General features: G+C 64.5%; 21 protein-coding genes (1 of these 21 only partly in view). 11 read left to right on the forward strand and 10 right to left on the reverse strand.

The features are described 5' to 3' along the window. Positions 1 to 1,612, forward strand: the 3' portion of a protein-coding gene (locus tag GDR53_RS05050; RefSeq protein WP_193336996.1) for a diguanylate cyclase. Its footprint begins 299 nt before the window's first position; only the last 1,612 of its 1,911 coding nucleotides appear in the window; the start codon falls outside the window, past its left edge; its stop codon occupies positions 1,610 to 1,612. A 32-nt stretch (positions 1,613 to 1,644) separates the two neighbouring features. On the opposite strand, the gene GDR53_RS05055 is transcribed toward GDR53_RS05050, so the two are convergent. The 5 genes from GDR53_RS05055 to GDR53_RS05075 all read right to left on the reverse strand — a co-directional run bounded on the left by GDR53_RS05055 (position 1,645) and on the right by GDR53_RS05075 (position 6,473). Then, positions 1,645 to 2,064 carry a hypothetical protein gene (locus GDR53_RS05055; protein ID WP_193336997.1) on the reverse strand — a complete coding sequence of 140 codons (420 nt, stop codon included), beginning with the start codon at positions 2,062 to 2,064 and terminating at the stop codon, positions 1,645 to 1,647. An 8-nt stretch (positions 2,065 to 2,072) separates the two neighbouring features. Then, on the reverse strand, positions 2,073 to 2,627 hold the full coding sequence (locus GDR53_RS05060) for a hypothetical protein (RefSeq protein WP_193336998.1): 555 nt from the start codon (positions 2,625 to 2,627) through the stop codon (positions 2,073 to 2,075). Between the two features lie 333 nt (positions 2,628 to 2,960). Further along, positions 2,961 to 3,962: an Hsp33 family molecular chaperone gene (locus GDR53_RS05065; protein WP_193336999.1), complete on the reverse strand. Its 1,002-nt coding sequence runs from the start codon at positions 3,960 to 3,962 to the stop codon at positions 2,961 to 2,963. A gap of 246 nt (positions 3,963 to 4,208) precedes the next feature. Further along, complete coding sequence (gene argF / locus GDR53_RS05070) at positions 4,209 to 5,141, reverse strand: ornithine carbamoyltransferase (protein ID WP_193337000.1); 933 nt, start codon at positions 5,139 to 5,141, stop codon at positions 4,209 to 4,211. A gap of 132 nt (positions 5,142 to 5,273) precedes the next feature. After that, on the reverse strand, positions 5,274 to 6,473 hold the full coding sequence (locus GDR53_RS05075; protein WP_193337001.1) for an aspartate aminotransferase family protein: 1,200 nt from the start codon (positions 6,471 to 6,473) through the stop codon (positions 5,274 to 5,276). A gap of 373 nt (positions 6,474 to 6,846) precedes the next feature. On the opposite strand from GDR53_RS05075, the gene GDR53_RS05080 reads away from it, so the two are divergent. Next, positions 6,847 to 7,413, forward strand: a complete 567-nt coding sequence (locus GDR53_RS05080) for a GcrA family cell cycle regulator (protein WP_193337976.1) — start codon at positions 6,847 to 6,849, stop codon at positions 7,411 to 7,413. Positions 7,414 to 7,676: 263 nt separating this feature from the next. On the opposite strand, the gene GDR53_RS05085 is transcribed toward GDR53_RS05080, so the two are convergent. Then, complete coding sequence (locus GDR53_RS05085; RefSeq protein WP_193337002.1) at positions 7,677 to 8,966, reverse strand: ATP-binding protein; 1,290 nt, start codon at positions 8,964 to 8,966, stop codon at positions 7,677 to 7,679. A gap of 87 nt (positions 8,967 to 9,053) precedes the next feature. Between GDR53_RS05085 and ppk2 the strand changes: the two genes are divergently transcribed. After that, a complete protein-coding gene (gene ppk2, locus GDR53_RS05090) occupies positions 9,054 to 9,911 on the forward strand; it encodes a polyphosphate kinase 2 (RefSeq protein WP_232846735.1) in 858 nt (285 codons plus the stop codon). Here ppk2 and GDR53_RS05095 read toward each other — a convergent pair. Next, complete coding sequence (locus GDR53_RS05095; protein WP_193337003.1) at positions 9,908 to 10,744, reverse strand: MurR/RpiR family transcriptional regulator; 837 nt, start codon at positions 10,742 to 10,744, stop codon at positions 9,908 to 9,910. The genes ppk2 and GDR53_RS05095 overlap by 4 nt on opposite strands. A gap of 92 nt (positions 10,745 to 10,836) precedes the next feature. On the opposite strand from GDR53_RS05095, the gene GDR53_RS05100 reads away from it, so the two are divergent. The 6 genes from GDR53_RS05100 to GDR53_RS05125 all read left to right on the forward strand — a co-directional run bounded on the left by GDR53_RS05100 (position 10,837) and on the right by GDR53_RS05125 (position 18,459). Next, positions 10,837 to 11,607 carry an N-formylglutamate amidohydrolase gene (locus GDR53_RS05100; protein WP_232846736.1) on the forward strand — a complete coding sequence of 257 codons (771 nt, stop codon included), beginning with the start codon at positions 10,837 to 10,839 and terminating at the stop codon, positions 11,605 to 11,607. Positions 11,608 to 11,642: 35 nt separating this feature from the next. Then, positions 11,643 to 13,139 (forward strand): amino acid permease, encoded by a 1,497-nt coding sequence (locus GDR53_RS05105; protein ID WP_193337004.1) that lies wholly within the window; start codon positions 11,643 to 11,645, stop codon positions 13,137 to 13,139. Positions 13,140 to 13,194: 55 nt separating this feature from the next. Further along, positions 13,195 to 14,556 (forward strand): glutamine synthetase family protein, encoded by a 1,362-nt coding sequence (locus GDR53_RS05110; protein ID WP_193337005.1) that lies wholly within the window; start codon positions 13,195 to 13,197, stop codon positions 14,554 to 14,556. Positions 14,557 to 14,690: 134 nt separating this feature from the next. After that, positions 14,691 to 16,073, forward strand: coding sequence for an aldehyde dehydrogenase family protein (locus GDR53_RS05115; RefSeq protein WP_193337006.1), 1,383 nt, complete (start codon positions 14,691 to 14,693; stop codon positions 16,071 to 16,073). 4 nt (positions 16,074 to 16,077) lie between these two features. Further along, entirely contained in the window at positions 16,078 to 17,232 is a 1,155-nt protein-coding gene (locus tag GDR53_RS05120) for an iron-containing alcohol dehydrogenase (protein ID WP_193337007.1), read from the forward strand. A 285-nt stretch (positions 17,233 to 17,517) separates the two neighbouring features. Then, positions 17,518 to 18,459, forward strand: coding sequence for an IS110 family RNA-guided transposase (locus tag GDR53_RS05125; RefSeq protein WP_193336481.1), 942 nt, complete (start codon positions 17,518 to 17,520; stop codon positions 18,457 to 18,459). 42 nt (positions 18,460 to 18,501) lie between these two features. On the opposite strand, the gene GDR53_RS05130 is transcribed toward GDR53_RS05125, so the two are convergent. Next, positions 18,502 to 19,971 (reverse strand): mannitol dehydrogenase family protein, encoded by a 1,470-nt coding sequence (locus GDR53_RS05130; RefSeq protein ID WP_193337008.1) that lies wholly within the window; start codon positions 19,969 to 19,971, stop codon positions 18,502 to 18,504. A 159-nt stretch (positions 19,972 to 20,130) separates the two neighbouring features. Between GDR53_RS05130 and GDR53_RS05135 the strand changes: the two genes are divergently transcribed. Continuing rightward, a complete protein-coding gene (locus tag GDR53_RS05135; protein ID WP_193337009.1) occupies positions 20,131 to 21,009 on the forward strand; it encodes a sugar kinase in 879 nt (292 codons plus the stop codon). 3 nt (positions 21,010 to 21,012) lie between these two features. Here the strand turns inward: GDR53_RS05135 and GDR53_RS05140 are convergent, their stop codons facing one another. After that, positions 21,013 to 21,555 carry a DUF924 family protein gene (locus GDR53_RS05140; protein ID WP_193337010.1) on the reverse strand — a complete coding sequence of 181 codons (543 nt, stop codon included), beginning with the start codon at positions 21,553 to 21,555 and terminating at the stop codon, positions 21,013 to 21,015. A 90-nt stretch (positions 21,556 to 21,645) separates the two neighbouring features. Continuing rightward, on the reverse strand, positions 21,646 to 22,569 hold the full coding sequence (locus tag GDR53_RS05145) for a VOC family protein (RefSeq protein ID WP_193337011.1): 924 nt from the start codon (positions 22,567 to 22,569) through the stop codon (positions 21,646 to 21,648). A 180-nt stretch (positions 22,570 to 22,749) separates the two neighbouring features. Here GDR53_RS05145 and GDR53_RS05150 point away from each other — a divergent pair, with 180 nt between their 5' ends. Beyond that, positions 22,750 to 23,529, forward strand: coding sequence for an SDR family oxidoreductase (locus tag GDR53_RS05150; RefSeq protein ID WP_193337012.1), 780 nt, complete (start codon positions 22,750 to 22,752; stop codon positions 23,527 to 23,529). Positions 23,530 to 23,552 lie beyond the last annotated feature (23 nt).

The raw sequence follows: 23,552 nt of genomic DNA on the forward strand, positions 1-23,552 counted from the left end.
GGGTGGCGCGGCCATGTTTACCGGCATGCTGGGGATTGGTCTGGCCGGTCTGGCGGGGCTATCGATCAACCTGCTGGTCGGCAGATCGACCTACCGAACCTGGCATGTGGGCGCGGTGGCCGTGCTGTCAGCGTTTCTGACCGCATTGGCGTCATTGACGCTGCCCGGTGCGACCCCACAGAATTTGCTGGCCGTTCTGGCACCGACGGTGCTGCTCAACATGACCACCACTATTGTCGCCGGACTGGCCTATCTGCAGGCCTGGAAAATGACGTCCGAGCGCGAGTTACTCGCCGTCGCCCTCACCAATGCGCCGGACATGGCCTATGTGAAGGATCGCCACGGCCGGTTCGCCGCGGCAAATCTGGCGACGGCGAAACTGTTCGGCTTTGAGGATGCCAAACGGGTCATCGGCAAGGACAATTATGCGTTTCAGCCGGCCGAGCGCGCCCGCCAGCAGCTCGAGGCAGAGCAACAGATCCTGCAGTCCGGCACACCGCAACTGGGCCTTGAAGAACAGGTGACCGAGGCGGACGGCATCGTCCGCTGGTACGCAACCAGCAAGGTGCCACTGCATGACAGGCATGGCACGATCATCGGCCTGGCCGGGGTGTCGCGCGACATCACGGCCAAGCGGCAGCTGGAACAGGACCTGGTGTTCAGCCGGGACACGCTGTCCCATGCGCTGGCCGAGATGACCGGCGGGCTGGCCATGTATGACAGCGCAGGCACCCTGCTGCTCTGCAACGAGCAGTATCGCGAAGCCTTTCCCTTTACCGGCGCCCTGCGCCAGCCGGGCGCGCATTACCGCGATATCCTGCGCGCCGTGCTCGCCACGCGCGAACAGCCGTCCACGCCCCAGGACCAGGATGCGGCAGCCGCGTGGGTGGAGAGCCGCTTTGCCAATCTGCAGCGCGAGTCCGAGGACGAAATTCACCTGGCCAATGACCGCTGGCTGCAAATCCGCACGCGCCCTACCAGTAATGGCACCACAATGGTGGTGGCGATCGACGTCACCCGCTTCAAGCAGGCCGAGATTGACCTGCACACCACGACCACCCAGCTCAAGCACCTGGTGCGCACCGACAGCCTGACCGGCCTGCTCAACCGGCGCGCCTTCGACGATGCCATCGAGGGCGAAATCCGCCGCACCGGCCGGGCCGGCACGGCGCTGAGCCTGCTGCTGGTCGATGTCGACCGGTTCAAGCCCTATAATGATCATTACGGCCACCTGGCGGGCGACGAGGCCCTGCGCCAGGTCAGCAATCTGCTCAAGGCCAGCCTCAAGCGCCCTGGCGATGTGGTGGCGCGGTTCGGCGGCGAGGAGTTCACCGCCATCCTGCCTGACACCGACGAGGACGGCGCCTATCTGGTGGCCGAAAGCTTCCGGCGCGCCCTGGCCGAGGCCAGGCTGCCCCATGCCGGCGCGGACAAGGGCTACATTACCGCCAGCGTCGGCGTTGCCACCTATATGCCCGATGCCATCGAGCGCAGCGCCGTGGATCTGATCGAAACGGCCGATGGCGCGCTCTACAGCGCCAAGGCCGCCGGACGGGACCGGGTATTTGGCACGCGCGTGGCCGCCAAGGGCCACTTCCGGGCACAATCCTGAGCTCGGGAGCAGCGCTTGGGGATGTTTGACGTCTAGCGCCCCTGCCCTGCCACCGGCTCGTGCGGGCTTTTGAACCAGTAGAAGGGGCGGCGCAGCAGATCGGTGAGGGCGCTGATCGTGGCCAGCGAGATCAGCAGCCAATAGAGCGGCAGGAGGAGCTGGGGTAGCATCAGACCCAGGCTTTGCACGCGGGCAAGCCCCAGGATCGTGGCTGCCAGCGTGCTGCCATAGCCCAGCACAAGAAAGCCGGTATAGAGCACCGACCAGCCGCGGCCGTCAAAGAGTGGCGCGCCCAGCGCCAGTTGCGCCACAAGGCAAAGGCCCAGGCCGCAATGCAGCAGCGGCGCCACGATCATGCCGAGCATCAGCACCTCAAAGATCAAAGCCGGGCCCAGACCCATCTCGTCGACCAGAAGCAGCGGCTTGCGGTTGTGCACGATGATGGTCTGCATCCAGCCCTTCATCCAGCGGGTGCGCTGGCCCAGCCAGGGCCGCAGGCGCAGCGGGCCGGCACGGTCAGATCGAGCTGGGCGGCGGCATAGGGCCAGCGCTGGGCGAGGCCCTGGCGGGCGGCCGTGACCAGATCGTCCGAAACGGAAGCGGTGAGGTAGGCCCGCAGGGCACAGGCGGGCAGGATGCAGATGCGCTGGCGCAGCTGCGGATTGGTCCGCAGGCGGCGCCGGAGCTGCAGCAGGCCGGCAAAATCGGGGGCGGTGAAATCGACCGCGCGGTCGAGCACCTGCATGCGGAACAGCCGCACCCCGGCCAGTTCCTCGAGCTGCAGCGGCTCGACGTCGCCCACCAGGCCGTGCGGTACCCGTTCGAAAAAGGCATAGCCGGCCCAGGCGGCCGCCCGCTCCATGGCCAGCGTCTCCTCCACGCCGCAGGCAATGATGGCGTGGAGCAGCGGATCGGTTTCGGCTTGCAGCGCGGATTCCAGCAGAGCCAGCGCTGCCTTGTCATCGGCACAGCCTTCACCCAGCACGGCCCGGAGCAGGTCGAGCGCGTCCGACACCGCAGGCGCCTCGGGCGATCAGCGCCGCCGTCGCCGTCGCCGTCGCCGTCGCGGCGGGATGGCGATGATGCCAGTCAACGTACAGAGCGGTGGTAGCACGACACTCTTCATCTGCATGGCTCGGCCCCCCAAAGCTGCCTGGATGATCGATCTGGAATGGTCTTTGGTGCGACTGAGCCCAACAGCCGCGCATGGCCCCGCGCCATGCCCATGGTCCTGACGTGAGGACCACAATCAATAAATCAACCGGCAAATATTGCGGGGATTGGTGCTGGTTGGCAAGGTGGGCGCGTCAGGACTGAAATGGGGCAGTCCTGACGCGCTCGCAAAGGCTCAGTTCTTGACGTCGAACTGATGCGGATTGAAGTGGTAGGCGGTCGAGCAGAACTCGCAGACCACTTCGATTTCGCCATTGACCGCCATTTCTTCACGATCCTCGGCGGTAAAGCTGGTGGCCAGCATGTCCTCGATACGATCGGCCGAGCAACTGCAGCGCTCCACGACCGGCATGGGCGGAAACACCCGCACGCCGGTCTCGTGATAGAGCCGGAACAGCAGGCGCTCCGAGCTCAGTTCGGGATCGGCCAGTTCGAGATCGTTGACCGTGGCCATAAGGGCCTTGGCTTCGTTCCAGCCGTCATCCTCGGTAAAATCGGGATCGGCGGTATGGGGATTGTTGAAGTCGCCATCGCCGGGCAGGTCGGCGATATGGGACATGCCATGCTCGGGCAGGTGCTGGATCAGCACGCCGCCGGCCCGCCAATGGGGGCGGTGATCGCCCTTTTGGGTGAACTCGGCCACGGCCAGGCGCACCTGGGTGGGGATCTGCTCGGACTGCATGAAATAGGTATGGGCCACCTCTTCGAGCGAATTGCCCTGCAAGGCGACAATGCCCTGATAGCGCTCCATATGCTGGCCCTGGTCGATGGTCATGGCCAGATGGCCATTGCCCAGCAGGTCTGCCGGCCTGGTGCGGCCCTCTTCGGCGGCCTTGAGCAGCAGCTCGCGATCGAAGCGGGCATAGCCGCGCAGCCCGTCCGGCGCGTCGAAATCAACCACGATCAGGTTGACCGGACCATCGGTCTGGGTCTGCATGATGAACTTGCCCTCGAATTTGAGGGAGGAGCCGATCAATGCGGCCAGCACCACGGCCTCGCCGAGCAGGCGGGCCACGGGCGCGGGATAGTCATGCCGGGTCAGGATGGTGTCGAGCGCCTCGCCCAGCCGCACGCTGCGACCGCGGGTATCGAGCTTGTCGAGGGTAAAGGGCACGACCGTATCGTCGCCGCTTTCCGGCCGGTCGAGCCCCAGGGCCGTCATCAGGTTGTCAGTCATGGGCGTCGTATCCGTCGTCATTTGTGGTCACGTGGCTTTCAGGTCGGCGAGGCCATAATGGGTATAGCCCACAAACTCGGCAAGAGTTTGCGGGCTGCGCGCACCGAACAGCGATGAGATGCTGATTGGGCTGAGCCGAAAATGGTGACTTTCAAGAACCGGAGCGGAGCGTACATGCGTACGCGAGCACCGGAAGCGCAGAAAGCTGCCATTTGCAGACCAGCCCAGACAGCAGATCGAAGCAGTTTAGTTCGTTTCGACCCCGAAGGCCCAGCACAGGATGGCTTTTTGGGCATGCAGGCGGTTTTCGGCCTCGTCAAACACCACCGACTGGGGACCGTCGATCACCTCGTCGGTCACCTCGTCGCCGCGATGGGCGGGCAGGCAGTGCATGAACAGGGCGTCCTTGGCCGCCAGGCCCATCAAACTGGTGTTGACCTGGTAGGGTTTCAAGACCCGGCGCCGTTCGGCGGCGTCGGTGTCACCCATCGAGACCCAGGTATCGGTGACGATGAGGTCGGCATTTTCCACCGCCTCGCGCGGATCCTCGATCAGCTTGACCCATTTGCCGGCCTTTTCGATATCGAGCATCAGGTCCTTTTCGGGATGATATTCATCGGGCACGGCGATGGTCAGTTCGCATTCGAACAGCTCGGCGGCATTAACCCAGGAGTGCAGCACATTATTGCTGTCGCCGACCCAGGCCACCTTGGCGCCCTTGATCGGACCGCGATGCTCTTCAAACGTCATCAGATCGGCCATCACCTGGCAGGGATGGGCGCGGCGCGTCAGGCCATTGATGACCGGCACGGTCGAGCCTTCCGACAGCTCGACCAGGTCCGCGTGGCTGAGGATACGGATCATGATGGCGTCGACATAGCGGCTCATTACCCGGCCGGTATCGAGCAGGGTTTCCTCGCGGGCCAGCTGCATGTCATTGCCGGACAGCATGATGGTTTCGCCGCCCAGCTGGCGCATGCCAACATCGAAGGAGACGCGGGTACGGGTCGACTGGCGCTCGAAGATCATGGCGAGGACCTTGTCCTCGAGCAGCTTGGGGCGGTCGCCCTGCTTGAGCCGGGTCTTGAGCGAGGTGGCGACATTGAGCATGCCGCGCAGTTCGGCATAGTCGAAATCGTCGATATTGAGAAAATGCCGTGGCGTGCCGGTCGAGGTCATGGGCCGGGCTCCTTTAGGTAACGCTGGGGTTATATCCGCCTGCTTGCTGGCCGGCGGCATGGCCTTGCCCCCCCGCTTGCGGGGAGGTGGGCGTTCATCGTCGGCGTCGCGCCTGCTGGAAAAGCATGGTGACTATCCTACTGCCGGCACCGAGGCCGTCTCGGCCTCGATGGCGTCAAAGGCGGCGGCCAGCTTGGCCACGGCTTCCTCGATCTCGACCTCGGTGACGATCAGCGGCGGGATCAGCCGCAGCACATTGTCGCCGGCGCCGACCGCCAGCATGTGGTGATCGTCGCGCAGCCGGGCGACGAAGTCGCGCACCGGCGGGGTGATCTTGATGCCGGCGAGCAGGCCCTTGCCGCGCAGTTCGAGCACATAGTCGGGATATTTCTGCGCCAGCTGCTGCAGGTGCCAGGCCAGCTTCTGGCCCATCTGGTTGACATGGTCGAGGAAGCCGGGCGCCAGGATGCGGTCGAGCACGGCATTGCCCACGGCGCAGGCCAGCGGATTGCCGCCATAGGTGGAGCCATGCGTGCCGGGCACCATGGAGGCAGCCACCTCGCCCTTGGCCAGGCACGCCCCGAGCGGGAAGCCGCCGCCAATGGCCTTGGCCACGGCAACGATGTCCGGCGTGATGCCGCTCCACTCAAAGGCAAAGAAGCGCCCGGTCCGGCCATAGCCGCACTGGACCTCGTCGAGAATGAGCAGCATGCCGTGTTCGTCGCACAGCGCGCGCAGGCCCTGCATGAAGTCGGTTGACATGGCGGTCACGCCGCCCTCGCCCTGCACGGTTTCGATCAAGATGGCGCAGGTCTGCGGCCCGATCAGCGCCCTGACGGCATCGAGGTCACCAGGGGCGGTGTGCTTGAAGCCGGGCAGCGGCTGGCCGAAGCCTTCGAGATAGCTCGGATTGCCGCCAGCGGCGATGGTGCCCATGGTGCGGCCATGGAAGGCGCCGGTAAAGGCGATGATCTCGGTGCGATCGGCCTCACCCTTGGCCCAGAAATAGTGCCGCGCGGTCTTGATGGCGCATTCGAGCGCCTCGGCGCCCGAATTGGTGAAGAACACCGAATCCGCAAAGGTGGCATCGACCAGCCGCTGGCCGAGCCGCTCCTGCTCGGGAATGGTGAAAACATTGGACGTGTGCCAGACCTTGTCGGCGGCGCTTTTGAGCGCGCTGACCAGGTGAGCGTCGCCATGGCCGAGCGCATTGACGGCGATGCCGGCATGAAAATCGAGGTAATCGCGGCCCTGCTGGTCAAAAAGGCGCATGCCTTCGCCCCGCTCAAAGGCGAGTTCGGAGCGGGCATAGGTGCCAAAGAGCGCAGACATGGGTCGAATTCCTTCTCAAAGGTCGGGGTTGTGCACGATGTTCAGATCGACGCGTGACAATAGCGCCACAAAAACCAAAAACGCGCCTGTCTCGCAGCGCGTTTCCGGGGCAGAGTTAGGCCAGTTTTCTCAGATAAGTCAATGATCACAGGCCATGCCTCGCATTTGACTCAAAGATCGTTAGCATAATTTTAACCAGTGAATTTACGGGGAAACTCTCGCCCGACTCTTGATCCTGATTCCTCGCATGGCGTAAACTCATCATCATTGGGAACACGATATCTCGTGTGGCGGACCCATTCAACATACGACGCCTAGCGTTTGATGGTTGCCAAGGTTTTTTGGCGGCGCAATGAAGGATTCTGTTTTGACGATGGTTTCAGGAGCACAACCGGCAGGCTGGACGGACGAGCGCGTCGAGACCTTGAAGAAGCTCTGGATGGAAGGGCTGAGCGCGAGCCAGATTGCTGGCCAATTGGGCGAAGGGGTTACCCGCAATGCCGTGATCGGCAAAGTCCACCGCCTCAAGCTTTCAGCACGAGCCAAACCCACCAATTCCGCCCCGCGCGCCCGGCCGGCAGCGCGCCCGGCCCCCCGCCGCGTCGCCAGCCCATCGGCCGGCCCTTCCAATATGGGTTCGGCCAGCAAGATGCGTAGTTCGATGCCGCAGCGTCCGCAGTCCATGGGCGCCACGGCTTTGGCGCATAATCCGGAAATGGAGCACCAGCTCTATGTCGCGCCGGCGGTGCAGGAACTGTTCATTCCCGAGGACAAGCGGCTTACCTTGCTGCAGTTGAGCGAGAGCACCTGCAAGTGGCCGATCGGGGATCCGCTGCACAAGGATTTCTACTTCTGCGGCCAGCACAGCCTCGAGAGTGGCCCCTATTGCGAGTTCCACTCCAAGCGCGCCTATCACCAGGTCGACAAGAAGCGTCGCTGAGACGAACTACATACCAAAAAAATCGGGCGCCTGCGGGCGCCCTTTTTTGTTGCTGGTGACCGCGATGCCGCAGCGAACTTTCCTCCCCCGCCTGCGAGGGAGGGAACCGCCGTCAGGCGGTGGAGGGGGGGCAGCGAGCACGATGGCGCCTGCCCGATCGCGAGGCCTAACGATGGGATTCCGATCATGTGGCTCCCCTCTCCACCACGCTTTGCGTGGTCCCCCTCTCCCGTGAACGGGAGAGGATGAAGAAGGGACGCCTCTCAGGGCAAAAACACGTCCACGCGCATGCCTTCGCCGGGCTTGCTCTTGATCGAGAGCTGGCCGCGATGGCGGTTGACGATGTGCTTGACGATGGCGAGGCCCAGGCCGGTGCCCTTTTTCTTGCGGCTGGCGTCGGCGTCGATGCGGTAGAAGCGCTCGGTCAGGCGCGGCACATGTTCGGGTTCGACGCCCGGGCCGTGGTCGATCACGGTGACCATGTGCTGGAAGCCGGGACGTCCGGCAGGGGCCAGGCTGACTTCGACGAACTTGCCGCCAGCGCCATATTTGATGGCATTGTCGAGGAGATTCTCGAAGACTTCATAGAGCTGGCCACGGTCGCCAAGGGTGGTCGAGGGGCCGGCAAACAGATCGAGGCGGATTTCCACATCGGCGGCCTTGGCCTGGGTCATCAGGCCCTCGCGCACTTCGCGCAGCAGGGCGGCCAGGTCGATGCTGCCGGTGGGCCGCACATGCTGGTGCATCTCGATGCGCGAGAGGCTGAGCAGGTCATCGATCAGCTTGCTCATGCGTTCGGCCTGGCCGCGCATGATGCCGAGGAATTTCTCACGCGCCGCCGTGTCCTTGGCTGCCGGGCCGAGCAGGGTATCGATAAAGCCGAGCAGCGAGGCCAGCGGCGTACGCAGTTCGTGGCTGGCATTGGCGATGAAGTCGGTGCGCAGCGCTTCGACCCGCTTGAGGTCGGTCAGGCTCTGGAAGGTGACGATGAGCTGGCGGTGGTCATCGGCAAACCAGTCGAGGCCCGGCTGGCTGAGCGGCGCAACCACGACCTTGTCCCAGGTTTCGGACGGCACGGTCTCGTGCAGTTCGATGCTGCGCGTCACCCCGCTGCGCATGGCCGCGTCGATCGCCTGCACCAGTTCAGGATTGCGCATGGAAAAGGAAAGGGGATTGCCGGTGGTGACACCGGGAAACTGGCGGCGCGCGGCAGGATTGGCATGCAGCAGCACGCCGCGCCGGTCCAGCACCAGGCAGGGGTCGATCAGGGCATCGGCAAAGACCGAGACGGTGCGGGCGGGCACGACGACCGGCAACGGCGCCGGCACAGGCTCGGTGGACGCCTCGACCGTTACCGGCGCGGCCGGCAGCAGGGCGACACCGGCGACCACGGCGACAAAGCCGATCAGCGCGCCAGCCGGACTCAGGCCGGCAAACAGCGCCAGCCCGGCAAACACGCCAGCGCAGCCGGCCAGCAGGCCGAGATGGGCGCGCAGGCGAGACAGAGCGGGGTGGGGGCGGCGGCCGGTGGGGCGGCTGTGGGATTCGTCCATTTGCTTTTGCGATTCAGTCAGTTGCCAAGCCCCTTGCACAAGGGGGCTGCTCTATAGCACGGTGACCATGACAGTGGAGCGACATGCGTGACTGACCCAATCGACGGCTTCGACATTGAAAATCCTGATCTCCCCAAGGCCATCAAGAAGCGCGCCATGGAGTCGGGCGGCTATCCCTATGAGGATAAGCTGGATCGCGACGACTATGAAGCCCGGATGTATGAGCTGCAAAAACAGCTGGTGACGCTGCAGGCGCATCTGGCGGCAACCGGCGAACGGGTGATGATCGTGTTCGAGGGGCGCGATGCCGCCGGCAAGGGCGGCACCATCAAGCGTTACATGGAAAACCTCAATCCGCGCTACTCCATCATCGCTGCCTTGCCAAAGCCCAATGATCGCGAGCGCACGCAATGGTATTTCCAGCGCTATGTCGACTGGCTGCCGGCAGCGGCCGAGACCGTGCTGTTCGACCGTTCCTGGTACAACCGGGCGGGCGTGGAAAAGGTAATGGGCTTCTGCACGCCCGAACAGACCGAGCATTTCCTCGAGGAAGCGCCGGAATTCGAAAAGCGCATCACCAAAGACGGCATCCACCTGTTCAAGTTCTGGCTGTCGATCGGCCGGGAAATGCAGCTCAAGCGCTTCCATGACCGGCGCCACGATCCGCTCAAAGTTTGGAAACTGTCACCCATCGATCTCGAGGCACTGCCGCGCTGGAACGACTATTCCCTGGCCCGTGACGAAATGATCAAGCGGACCCATACCGAGCACGCGCCCTGGACGGTGATCCGCACCAATGACAAGCGGCGCGGCCGCATCACGCTGATCCAGAGCGTGCTGGATCGGCTCGACTATGCCGGCAAGGACAGCAAGGCGATCGGCGAGATCGATCCCAAGCTGTGCTTTACCGGTCCGCAGTTTCTCAAGATGCCGCGGACCGACTAGCTGCGCTCGATGGCCCCCATGCGCTTGCTGGCGGTCGCCCAGGTCAGTTCGGTGGTGCGCGCCAGCACGGCTTCGACCAGGGTCAGCAGGGCATTGTTGGCATCCCAGGTGCGGCCCATTTCGGTGCGGGCAGGCAGCACCAGCTTGGCGAAGCGGCTGACCGGGCTCATCCATTCATCGGTGATCAGCACGATCTGGGCGCGCCGCGCGGCCAGATCGGCGGCCAGTTCCAGCAGCGCCGGGTCGTAGCGGCGCACATCGAACAGCAAGACGACATCGCCGGATCCGACATCCATCAACTGGTCCGTCCGGGTCGCCGGCCGGCCGTCGAACCGCTGCACGCCGGGACGGATCAGGCGCAGATGGGCCTCCATATAGCCGGCGAGGAAATCGCTGAAGCGGCCGCCGGCCAGCCAGCAATGGCGCCGGGGGTCGGCCAGCCGGGCGCAGACCGCCTCAAACTCGGAGGCCGGAATCAGGGCGGCGGTCTCGCGCAGATTGTCCACCGCCTGGGCAATGAAATGGTCGAGGAAATGGGCATCGCCGGCGCCCCGGGCCGCGCCGCTCGCGCTGCGCTGCAAAGGCGACTTGGAGCGCTGCTCCATCTCGTCGCGCAGGGCGCGCTGGAAATCGGGATAGGACTTGTAGCCGAGCTGGGCAACGAAACGCAGCACCGTGGCCGAGCTGGCGCCAGCCTGCAGGGCGAACTCGGCGACCGGCGCCAGGCCCAGCGTCGGATAGGAGCCCAGCAGCCCGCGCGCCGCCCGCTTTTCGGCCGCCGTCAGGCGTTCGATGGCATCGTGAATACGGCCGGCAACCGACTTTCCCTCCATCGTTCCCCCTGAACCAGAGCTTTCAGCATTGACAGTTTTTGCATTTGTGAAACTACTGATACAGAAGTTAACCAATTCTGCGTAGGGGCCAAGTGAGCATTGTCGAACAAAGCCCGGTTCTGGTGACCAATGCGCGCGGGGCATCGCCCTTCGTCATCGTCTGCGACCATGCCAGCAACCGCATTCCGGACCGCTATGGTGACCTGGGTCTGACCATGACCGAGCGGGTCAGCCATATTGCCTGGGATCCCGGCGCGCTGGCGGTGAGCCGGGGGCTGGCCGACCTGCTGGACGCCCCGCTGGTGCAATCGACCGTGTCGCGGCTGATCATCGACTGCAATCGCGACCTGGATGCGCCGGACCTGATCTGGACGCTGTCGGAGGCCACCGCCATCGCGGCCAATGAAAACCTGACTGCCGCGGAGCGGCAGTATCGGATCGACCATTACCACCGCCCGTTCCATGCCTCGATCGAGACGCTGCTCGAAGCGCGCCGCCAGGCCGGGCGGGAGACGATCCTGGTGTGCATGCATTCATTCACGCCGGTCTATCACGGGCTGGCGCGCCCCTGGCCGATCGGGCTGATCCATGGCGTGGACCCGCGCTTTACCGAGGCCGTCTATGACGCCCTGGCGGCGGACACACCCGACCTCAATATCGGCTGGAACCAGCCCTATGCGGCGCTCAACGGGGTGACGCTGACGCTCGAAAGACATGGCGATGCGCGCGGGCTCGACGCCACCATGATCGAAATCCGCAATGATGAAATCCTCGAACCGGCCGGGGTGGACCAATGGTCTGCCCGGCTGGCCCGTTGTCTGCAGGCGGCGCGTCTGGCGCGGCAGGGGGCAATGGCCGTGTAGTCAATACCAGGGCATTTTCAAAGGGGGACGTGACTATGAGTGAAACCAGAAAGGTCGGCAGTGTCGCTTATGCGAAACGCGACAAAAGCTATTTTGAAGAACGCGGCCTGACCCGCTATGCGGGCATCTGGTCACTATGGGCGCTGGGGGTTGGCGCGGTGATCTCGGGCCATTTCTCGGGCTGGAATTTCGGCTTTGCCACCGGCGGCTGGGGCGGCATGATGGTGGCAGCCGGCATCATCGCCATCATGTATCTCGGGCTGGTGTTCTGCATCGCCGAAATGAGCCCGGCTTTGCCTCATACCGGGGCTGCCTATTCGTTTGCCCGCACCTCGATGGGCCCCTGGGGCGGCTTCGTCACCGGCCTGTTCGAGAATGTCGAATATGTGCTGACACCCGCCGTGGTGGTCACCTTCATCTCGGCCTATTTCAGCGCCATTGTCGGGCTGGATACGGCCTATCTGCCGGTGATCTGGGTGGTGTTCTATGCCATCTTTCTGGCCCTCAACGTCTATGGCGTTGCCCTCAGCTTCAAGGTGACGCTGGTGGTTACCCTGGCCTCGCTGGCCGTGCTGATCGTGTTCTGGATCAGCGCCATTCCCAATATGGATTTCTCGCGCTGGGCGCTCAATATCGCGGCCGACGGCACCGAACTGCCCGAAGGCGGCGGCGAGCTCTTCCCGTTCGGCTTCAGCGGCGTACTGGCCACCCTGCCCTTTGCGGTCTGGCTGTTCCTCGCCATCGAGCAGCTGCCGCTGGCGGCCGAGGAATCGGTCGACCCCAAGCGCGACATGCCGCGCGGTATCCTCTTGGGCATGGGCACGCTGGTGATCTCGGCCTTCATGATCATGCTGCTCAATCCGTCCGTGGCCGGCGTCGGCGCCTATGCCCTGAGCACGTCGGGCGAACCGCTGCTGGACGGCTTCCGCGCCATCTACGGCACCAGCGGCGCCGTGGTGCTGGGCCTCGTCGCCATGATCGGGCTCATCGCCTCGTTCCACACCATCCTCTTCGCACAGGGCCGCCAGGTCTATTCGCTCAGCCGCGCGGGCTATTTCCCCTCCGGCCTGTCGGTCACCCATGGCGTGCACAAGACGCCGCATATCGCCATGATGGCCGGCGCCGCGCTGGGCCTGACGGTGATGCTGATCATCTGGTTTGCCAATGGCGGCGGCGGCAGCGGGGAAACCCAGCTGGGCGACGACATCATCGGCACGGTGCTGCTCAACATGGCGGTGTTCGGGGCGATGCTGAGCTACATCATGCAGGCGCTCAGCTTCATCCTGCTGCGCCGCAACCAGCCCAATATGGAGCGGCCGTTCCGCTCGCCGCTGGGCATTGGCGGCGCTGTCGTCACCATCCTGATAGCGGCGGTGACGCTGTTCTACCAGATGCAGGATCCCAACTTCTACAAGGGGGTGATCTGGGTGGTGCTGTGGTGCGCGGTGGGCATTGCCTATTTCGCCCTGGTCGGCCGCAACCGGCTGATCCTGTCGCCCGAAGAAGAATTCGCGCTCGAACACAAGGCCTGATTGCAGGCGGGCGCCCGGTGATCCGGGCGCCCATTCTTACAGGGGGAGACTGAGCATGACCTATTCGCTGGCCGATCTGGCGGCCGACACTGCCGCCGGCAGCATTGATACCGTGCTCGTCGCCTTTCCGGACATGCAGGGGCGCATGATCGGCAAGCGCTTCCAGGCCGAGTTCTTCCTCGAAGTGGCCGAGGACGAGACCCATGGCTGCGATTACCTCCTGGCCGACGACATCGACATGGAGCCGGTGCCGGGCTATGCCGCCGCCAACTGGGGCAAGGGCTATGGCGACTTCGTCATGAAGCCCGACCTGACGACGCTGATGAAGGCCAGCTGGCTCGAGGGCACCGCCATCGTGCTGTGCGATCTCAGCGACCACCACCATCACGAGCCCATCGCCCATAGCCCGCGCGCCATTCTGAAGGCCCAGATCGAGCGCCTCGCCGCCATGGGCTTCATGGCCAATGCCGCTACCGAACTCGAATTCTACCTGTTCGACGAGGACTATCGAACCATCAGCCAGAAGGGCCATGCCAAGGCGCAGACCGCCGGCGACTATATCCAGGATTACCACATCTTCCAGACCACCAAGGAAGAGGGGGTGATGCGGGCGCTGCGCAAGCACCTGCAGGCCTCGGGCATTCCGGTGGAATCCTCCAAGGGCGAGTGGGGCCCCGGGCAGGAAGAGATCAACGTCAAATATGCCGATGCGCTGACCATGGCCGACCGCCATGTGGTGCTCAAGAACGCCACCAAGGAAATCGCCTGGGCCCAGGGCAAGGCGGTGACCTTCATGGCCAAGTGGGACTATGCCCTGGCCGGCTCCTCAAGCCACATCCACATGTCGCTGGCCAATCTGGACGGCAAACCCATGTTCCCCGACAGCAGCGACGACCGCGGCATGAGCACGCTGATGAAGCAGTTCATGGCCGGCCAGCTGGCCTATGCGCGCGACATCACCTATTTCCTGGCGCCCTATATCAATTCCTACAAGCGCTTCCAGGCCGGCACCTTTGCCCCGACCAAGGCGATCTGGAGCCCGGACAATCGCACGGCCGGCTTCCGCCTCTGCGGCGAGCATTCCAAATCGATCCGCGTCGAGTGCCGCATGGGGGGCGCCGACCTCAATCCCTATCTCGCCATCGCGGCGCTGATCGCCGCCGGCATCAAGGGCATTGAAGACAAGCTCGAACTGCAGCCGGCCTTTGTCGGCGACGCCTATGTCAGCGAGCAACTGCCCGAAATCGCCAAGACGCTGCGCGAAGCCACCGACTGGCTGCGGCGCTCGGAAATGCTCAAGTCGGCCTTCGGTGCCGACGTAATCGGTCATTATGTGCACACCGCCGAGTGGGAACAGCTTGAATATGACCGCAGGGTGACCGATTGGGAACTCAAGCGGGGCTTCGAGCGCAGCTAGGTCTCCTTGCTGCCACACAATGTTTGACATACTCGGTGTCACCCCCGGCCCCCGCGCCGGACCGAGCCTGAGCGCTCGGCACAGATCCTGGCCCAGGGCCGGGATGACACCGTGGATTGGAAGAGTCCGGACCCATGACTGACACCGTAAAGATCATCTCCCCTATCGACGGCAGCGTCTATGCCGAGCGCCCGCTGGCCAGCGGCATCGATGTCGAGGCTGCGGTCATCCGCGCGCAGCTGGCGCGACGCGCCTGGGGCGAGACCACCCTCGCCGAGCGGCAGAAGATCGTCAGCCATTTCGTCGATGCCCTGCTGCTGATGAATGACGAGATCGTGCCCGAACTGGCCTGGCAGATGGGCCGGCCGGTCCGCTATGGCGGGGAGAAGCGCGGCGTCGAGGAGCGCTCGCGCTATATGATCGAGCTGGCCAGCAGCGCCCTGGCGCCGGTTCAGCTGCCGCCCAAGACGGGCTTTACCCGCTTTATCACGCGCGAGGCCCTCGGCATCGTGCTGGTCATAGCGCCGTGGAACTACCCCTTCCTCACCGCCGTCAATTCCATCGTGCCGGCGCTGGTGGCCGGCAATGCGGTCATGCTCAAGCATGCCAGCCAGACGCTGCTGGCGGGCGAGCGCTTTGCTTTGGCGGCAGAGCAGGCAGGCCTGCCGACTGGCCTGTTCCAGAACCTGGTCATGGGCCATGCCGATACCGAGGCGCTGATCGGCTCGGGTCAAATCGACCACATCAACTTCACCGGCTCGGTCGAGGGCGGCCGCCGCATCGAAACGGCCGCGGCGGGCACCTTTGCCACGCTGGGACTCGAACTGGGTGGCAAGGATCCGGCCTATGTGCGGGCCGATGCCAATCTCGACAACGCCATCGAAAACCTGGTCGATGGCTCGTTCTTCAATTCGGGCCAGAGCTGCTGCGGCGTCGAGCGCATCTATGTGCATGGCGACGTCTATGATCGCTTCGTAGAGGGTTTTCTCGACACGGCCAGCGGCTGGACGCTGGGCAATCCGCTCGATGCCGATACCGTGGTGGGGCCGATGGCGCGCGGCAGCTTTGCCGATCACGTGCGGCAGCAGACCGAGGAAGCGGTGCGCGGCGGCGCCACTGCTCGCCTCAACACCCGCCACCGGCTCGACGTCGCCGGTTCGCCCTATCTGCCGCCCGAGGTGCTGACCGGGGTCAATCACCAGATGAGCGTAATGCGCGAGGAAAGCTTTGGTCCGGTGGTTGGCATCATGAAGGTGGCCGACGACGCCGAAGCCATCACCCTGATGAATGACAGCCCCTATGGCCTGACCGCCTCGATCTGGACGCAGGATCTGGACATGGCCGCGAAGCTGGGCGCCCAGGTCGAGACCGGCACGGTATTCGCCAATCGCTGCGACTATCTTGATCCGGCGCTGGTCTGGACCGGGGTCAAGGACACCGGCAAGGGCGGCAGCCTCAGCGAAATCGGCTACGCCAATCTGACGCAGCCCAAATCCTATCACTTGAAGCAGGTGTGACCCCATGACCAAAGCCAACTGGAACTATCCCACCGCGATCAAGTTCGGTCCCGGCCGCATTGCCGAACTGCCGGAGGCACTCAGGAGCGTCGGCATCAGCAAGCCGCTGCTGGTGACCGATGCGGGCCTGGTTAACCTGCCGGTGACGCAGAACACCATCAAGCTGCTCGAGGATGCCGGCTTTGCGGTCGGGGTGTTCGCCGAGGTCAAACCCAATCCGATTGCTGCCAATGTGGCAGCGGGCATCAAGGCGCTGCGCGATGGCGGCCATGACGGCGTGATCGCCTTTGGCGGCGGCTCGGGCCTCGACGCCGGCAAGGTCATTGCCTTCATGGCCGGCCAGACCCGGCCGATGTGGGACTTTGAGGATATTGGCGACTGGTGGACGCGGGCCGACCCAGCCGGCATCCTGCCCATCATTGCCGTGCCGACCACGGCCGGCACCGGTTCGGAAGTGGGCCGCGCCGGGGTGATTACCGACGAGACGACCCATACCAAGAAGGTGATCTTCCACCCGCTGATGATGCCGAAAATCGTCATTGCCGATCCCGAGCTGACGGTGGGCATGCCCCGCTTCATCACCATCGGCACCGGCATGGACGCGCTGGCCCATTGCCTTGAGGCCTATTGCGCCCCCGGCTATCACCCGATGGCCGATGGCATTGCCGTTGAGGGCATCCGCCTGGTCATGGAGAACCTGCCCAAGGTGGCAGCCAATCCCGATGACGTGGAAGCGCGTGGCCATATGATGAGCGCGGCGGCCATGGGCGCCACCGCCTTTCAGAAGGGCCTGGGCGCCATTCACGCCCTCAGCCACCCCGTCGGGGCGCTCTACGACACCCATCACGGCATGACCAATGCGGTGTTCATGCCCTATGTGCTGCTGGTCAATCGCGGCGCCATCGAGACGCGCATTGCGCGGCTGGCGGCCTATCTCGGCCTGGCGCCGACCTTCGAGGCGTTCCAGCATGCCGTTATTGGCCTGCGCATGCGGCTCGACGTGCCGCACACTTTGGCCGAGTTCAAGGTCGATGGCACCCAGCGCGAGCTGATCGCCGACATGGCCATTGTCGACCCCACCGCGGGCGGCAATCCGGTTCAGCTCACCAGGACGCTGGCGCTGGAAATCTTCGACCGGGCGATGACCGGCCGGCTCTAGGGGGAGTCCCCCACCCAACCTCCCCCTGAAGGGGGAGGAGTCAGTTTGGTGCTTGGTGTGAGATAACGCCCATGAGTGGAGCGGCCCCTCCCCCTTGTATGTTTGCTTGGAGGCCGTGATTGGCGATGATCGGCCTGGGAGCTTTGGGTTTACCGGGCTCCCGGGCTGGATAGCGTGTGTCCCCCAAGAGCCAGCAAGCTCGCCCCTGAGCAGACGCGTCCGGCCCATCTTGACTGTCTCGAACGGTTGGTTGGGCGACATGCCCGCATACAAGGCAGAGCGATCATGATTTTTTCCCCAGACTATGTTGGTGTCGACGTCTCCAAGAAGCACCTGGATCTGGCCATCACCGGCTCGAGCAGGTTGCGCGTGTCCAATAATCCGGCTGGCATGGCTCGGTTGGTGCAAAAGATCTCCAGCCTGACCCGGCCCCATCTGGTCTGTGAGGCCACCGGCAGCTATACGCGGCTGATGGCCCGCTCGCTCAGCCAGCATGGCATCGCGCTGAGCACGATTAACCCGCGCCGGGTGCGCGATCTGGCTCGGGCCGACGGGCTGCTGGCCAAGACCGATGCGATTGACGCCGCGGCGATCCTGCGCTTCGCTCACCTGATGCACCCAGATCCCGACCCCCTCTACGATCCAAATGCCGTGGAAATGGCCGATCTGGTGCGCCGGCGCCGCCAGATGGTGGATATGCTGGCCATGGAAAAGCAGCGTCGCGAGCACCCTGAAGCTGCGCTGGCGCAAGCCAGCATCGATGCTCATATAGGCTTCTTGAGCAGCCAGATCGGCGAGATGGATCGGGCCATTACCCGCCAGATCGATAGCGATGCGACGCTACGGCGCCGGGCCGAACTACTCACCACCATCCCCGGCATCGGCCAGACTACGGCCGCCGTGCTGCTGGCCGAAATGCCCGAGCTGGGCGGCATCGGCAACAAGCAGGCGGCCGCCTTGGCCGGAGTCGCCCCCTTCAACCGCGATAGTGGTGAGATGCGCGGCCAGGCCCATATCGCCGGCGGACGCCTCTCGGTGCGCTGCGCTCTCTATATGGCCACCCTGTCGGCCATCCGTGCTAACCCGCCCATCCGCGACTTCTACAAAAGGCTGCGCGCCCAGGGCAAACCGGGAAAGCTCGCCATCGTCGCCGCCATGCGCAAACTCATCACGACAGCCAATGCCGTCCTTGCCAACAACACCCCCTGGCACACCAACACAGCTTGACCGCAAACACGGTTGCTCAGGGGGAGGAAGGGTGGGGGATGCCTAGCCAACCAGTTCGCGGATCGTCTCGACGACGCCGTCATCGAACAGGCTCTCGAGCTGGGTGACCACGGCGTCGCCAAAATCCTGGTTGTCGGCCAGGTCGGTGCCGAACACTTCGGTCATGGCTGTCAGGCCGATGTAAAGCGCCTCGGCATCGTCTCCGGCTTCGGCTGATATGGCCATCATGCGCATGGCGAGCGGGTCGCGGACGTCGATATTGCCGCCCTTTTCGTCGATGCCCACGACATAGCGCATCCAGCCGGCGACGCCGAGCGCCAGCCGGTCAAAGCTCTGGCCGGCCTTGAGACGGTCACGGATGGTACCGAGCAGGCGCTGCGGCAGCTTCTGGCTTCCATCCATGGCGATCTGCCAGGTGCGATGCTGCAGGGCCGGATTGGCGAAACGCGCCAGCAGTTCGTCGCGATAGGCGCCGAGATCGGTGCCGGGCATGTCCAGCGTCGGCATAGCCTCTTCGGTCATCAGCCCATGGATGAGCGTGAAGAAGGCCGGATCGGCAATGGCCTGGGAAACATATTCATAGCCCGCCAGATAGCCGAGATAGGCAATGGTGGAGTGGCTGCCATTGAGCATGCGCAGCTTCATGCGCTCGAAGGGTTCGACATCGCTGACCAGTTGCGCACCGACCGTCTCAAAGGGCGGGCGGCCCTGGGGGAAGTGGTCCTCGATCACCCATTGGGTAAAGGGCTCGGTCATGATGGGCCAGGCGTCTTCGGCGCCGATCAGGCCTGCAATGGTCGCCCGATCCACATCGGTGGTCGAGGGCACGATGCGGTCGACCATGGTGCCGGGAAAGGCCACCTTTTCCTTGACCCAGGCGCCCAGCGCCGCATCGCGCAGGGTGGCAAAGCGGGTGACGATGCGTTTGACCGTCTCGCCATTGGACGGCAGGTTGTCGCAGCTCATCACCGCAAAGGGCGCCACGCTCGCCGCGTGGCGCCGCGCCAGGGCCTCAACCAGCATGCCGGGGGCCGAACGGGGCGCGGTCGGCTTGGCCAGGTCATGGGCGATGTCGGGGTGGCGCTCGTCGAGCTCGCCGGTGGCCGGATCGTGGCAATAGCCCTTCTCGGTCACCGTCAGTGAGACGATGCGGATCTGGGGACTGGCCATCAGCGCCAGCAATTCCTCGCGCTGGGTGTTGGCGTCGAGCACGTCGATGATCGAGCCGATGACCCGGGGATGGGTCCCCGCGGCGTCGCGCACGGCAATGGTATAGAGCCCGTCCTGCGGCTCGAGTGCTTCCTTGGTATCTGGGCGGCGCAGGCTCGCGCCGACAATGGCCCAATCGGGATGGGTCTTGAGCAGGTCATCGACATAGACCGCCATGTGGGCGCGATGAAAGGCGCCGATGCCCAGATGCACGATCCCGGCGGTCAGGGTGCTGCGATCATAATCGGGCACAGCCACCCCGGCGGGAATGCTGCTCAGGGTCTTGGCGCTCAGACGCGTCATGGAAATCTCCGGCGAAATAATCTGGCGGCACCATAGTGCCTTCCGATCTTGTATGGAAGATACTGGGTTGCGGCGAAATGGGCTTTACCGGCATATGCCCTAGGCACGCAAGGAGGCAAGGCTTTGGCACAACAGCGCTTGGTCAGCATCGGTGAATGCATGATCGAAATGAGCGGCGGCGAAGACCGTCAATATCGCCTCGGCTATGCCGGCGATACGCTCAACACCGCCTGGTACATGCGGGCGCTGCTGGGCGACGACTGGTCGGTGGACTATTTCACAGCCTTGGGCGCCGACAAATATTCGGCCGACATCAAGGCCTTCCTTGAGGCCAATCGGATCGGCACGAGCCATATCCGCACCATTCCGGAACGTCGGCCGGGCCTCTACATGATCCATCAGGCCGATGGCGACCGACACTTCACCTATTGGCGCGACACCTCGGCGGCCAAGCTGCTTGCCGATGACAAGCAGGCTTTGGCCCAGGCGGTCGAGGGTGCCAGCATGGTCTATTTCTCGGGCATCACCCTGGCCATCCTGGCGCCGCGGGCGCGCGGCAGGCTGCTGGGCGCCATCGTGCGGGCCCGCGACAATGGCGCCAGAATCGCCTTCGACACCAATCTGCGGCCGGCGCTGTGGACCAGCCCGCGGGTGATGGCCGGCGTGCTGACGGCCGCCGCCAGCCTCTGCGACATCGTGCTGCCCACCCATACCGACGAGGCGCCGCTGTTCGGCGACAAGAATGTCGATGAAACCGCTGACCGCTATCTCGAGCTGGGCGTGGAAGAAGTGGTGGTCAAGGACGGCTCCGGCGAGGCGCTGATTGCCACCGCGCATGAGCGGGTGCGCGTGGCGCCGCCAGCGGGCGCAACTGTGATTGACGCCACCGGGGCGGGCGACAGCTTCAACGGCGCCTATCTCTCGGCCCGGCTGGCGGGCCAATCGCTGCAGGAGGCGGCCGAGGCGGCGCATCGCGTTGCCCGGGTGGTCATCGGGCAGAAGGGCGCGCTGGTCGATCCTAAGCTGGTGTCGCTTTAGCCCCTAGAACACCCGCTCGCCCTGCTCGGCCATATAGGCGGTTTCCTCGGGCGTGCTGGTCCGGCCCAGCGCCTTGTTGCGGAACGGAAAGCGGCCAAAGCGGGCAATGGTGTCGCGGTGGCCGGTCATGAATTTCTGCAGGTCCGCATCAAACTGGGCGAACAGCTGAACGCCTTCCTCCTGGATCACCAGCGATTCGGCATGCATGAAGGGCATGTAGAGGAACATCCGGCGATCCAGTTCGAGCGCCTGGTCGGCGCCGGCGGCAATGGCTTCCTGGGCCAGCACCAGCGCCATCTTGTCCTGGGCGAAGGCCTGGGAAGAGCCGCGATGCAGTTGGCGAGAGAACTGGTCCAGTGCGATGATCTCGGCCAGCCGGCCCTCCGGCGTTGCCCGCCAGCGCCAGGCCTCGCCCCGGGCCACCGCGACATGGGTGTCGGCAAAGCCTGCCGCCAAAGCGGCGTCGAACTCGGCCTTGCCGCCGAACCAGTCATCCTTGCCGTGCTGGACAAACCAGAAATCGATGACGTCGTCTGCGCCCTGCATGAAGCCTCCCTGTGATGGACGATCGCGTGTCAGGCGATCAAAGGCGCATCATTGAAGTTGGGGCCGCCGCTGGCAAGCCATGCACCCTCATCAGGCGCTGACAACCAGGTGAAGGCGATTGCCGGCGGGATCGCGCGTCTCGATGCCCTGTGCCAGCGGCTCGATTGGGGCGCCCGCCCGCTGCAGACGCGCCTCGACGTCATCCAGCGTGGTCGCATCGGGCAGCACGATGGTGAACCAGCGCAGGCCGGCCGAACCGGCAATGGGCTGGGCCGCATTGGCGCCCGACCAGATGTTGAAGGCCATTGTATGGGGCATGTAGTCGAGCCCGACATCGCCCATGCCGAAGGAGCGGATCAGCAGGAAGCCCGCAAAGCCGATGACGTCGCGATAAAAATCCATCGCCATGTCGAGGTCGGTGACATGGACATGCACATGGCCGATGCGGGTACCGGCCGGCATGCGCGCGGCCAGGGTGGGGTTCTCACCCAGTTCGCCCAGCAGGCCGTCGAGATCAATGGCCTCGCGGCCGGAATGGGGCTGGCCGGCGGCGGTCACCGCATAGGTCTGGCCCTTGTCGGGGTCGCCCAGCGTACCGCGCCACGGCGTTTCGAGGGTGATCTCGATGCCGTTGCCGTCGAGATCCCACAGGTAGATCGCCTCGGAGACCAGGTGGTCGGTGGGCGAAATCCGCACATTGCGCTGCAGCGCGCGCACCGCCATTTGCGCCAGGTCGGCCCGGGCGGGGACATGGATGGCGACGTGATAGAGCCCCAGGCTGCGCGGCACCACTGGCCGAATGGCCCCGGTTTCCAGCACGATCAGCGCCTTGCCGCCGGCGCCCAGGGTCAAGGCATTGCCCGTCTCGTCGATGAGATCGAGCCCGACCACGTCCTGCCAGATGGCCAGTGCCCGGGCGCGGTCGGTAACGGCGAGATGGACCGGTCCCAGCGTGGTGGTCAGCGGCAGCAGAGGCGCCGACTTCACATTGGTCTGGACGGATGTATCGATCATGGCGCGCTCCTGTGTGCCGCTGGGGATGGCTCTTACATAGGCTCGACTGATGGCGATGAGCAGGTGGCATTGAGCGAACAGTGCGGACGACAGAGTAGTCTGAAACGAACGACACCAAGGAACCATGCGGCCCGGCCATGGTTGGTCACCCATAGGCCCACGCCAAGAGGACATCAGCTCATGCACTTCACCGACAAGGTCGCCCTGGTCACTGGCGCCGGCTCCGGCATCGGCAAGGCCACCGCCCTGCTGCTGGCCAAAGGCGGGGCGCGCGTCGCCGTGCTCAGCCGCACCGCCGAGGAGATCGAGGCGACCCGCGACGAGATCGCCCAGGCCGGTGGCGAGGCGATCGCCCTTACCGCCGACATTTCCGATATGGATGACATGCGCGCGGCCGTGGACAAGATCATCGCCAGCTGGGGGCGGCTGGACATCGTGGTGGCCAATGCCGGCGTCAATGGCGTCTGGGCGCCGATCGACGACCTGCAGCCCGACGAGTGGGACAAGACCATGGCAGTCAATCTGGGTGGCACCTATCGCACCGTGCACCTGACCGTGCCGCATCTCAAGAAGGCCGGGGGGACCATCATCATCGTCTCCTCGATCAATGGCACGCGCACCTTTACCAGTGCCGGCGCCACCGCCTATTCGGCCACCAAGGCGGGCCAGGTGGCCATGGCCCAGCAACTGGCGGTGGAACTGGGGCCGCACAAGATCCGGGTCAATGCGGTCTGCCCCGGGGCGATCGATACGGAAATCGACGACAATACCGACAAGCGCAATGTCGCGGCGGCGGAAATTCCGGTCGAGTTTCCAGAAGGCGATATTCCGCTGACCGGCGGAGAGCCTGGCGAAAGCCATGACGTTGCCGAGGCCATCGCCTTTCTGGCGTCGGACGCGGCCAGGCACATTACCGGCATGCCGATCTACGTCGATGGCGGCCAGTCGCTGCTGCGCTGACCCGGACCGACCCGCCAGCCGGA

Origin of the sequence: Devosia beringensis (genome assembly GCF_014926585.1) — a bacterium.
Lineage (GTDB): Bacteria > Pseudomonadota > Alphaproteobacteria > Rhizobiales > Devosiaceae > Devosia > Devosia beringensis.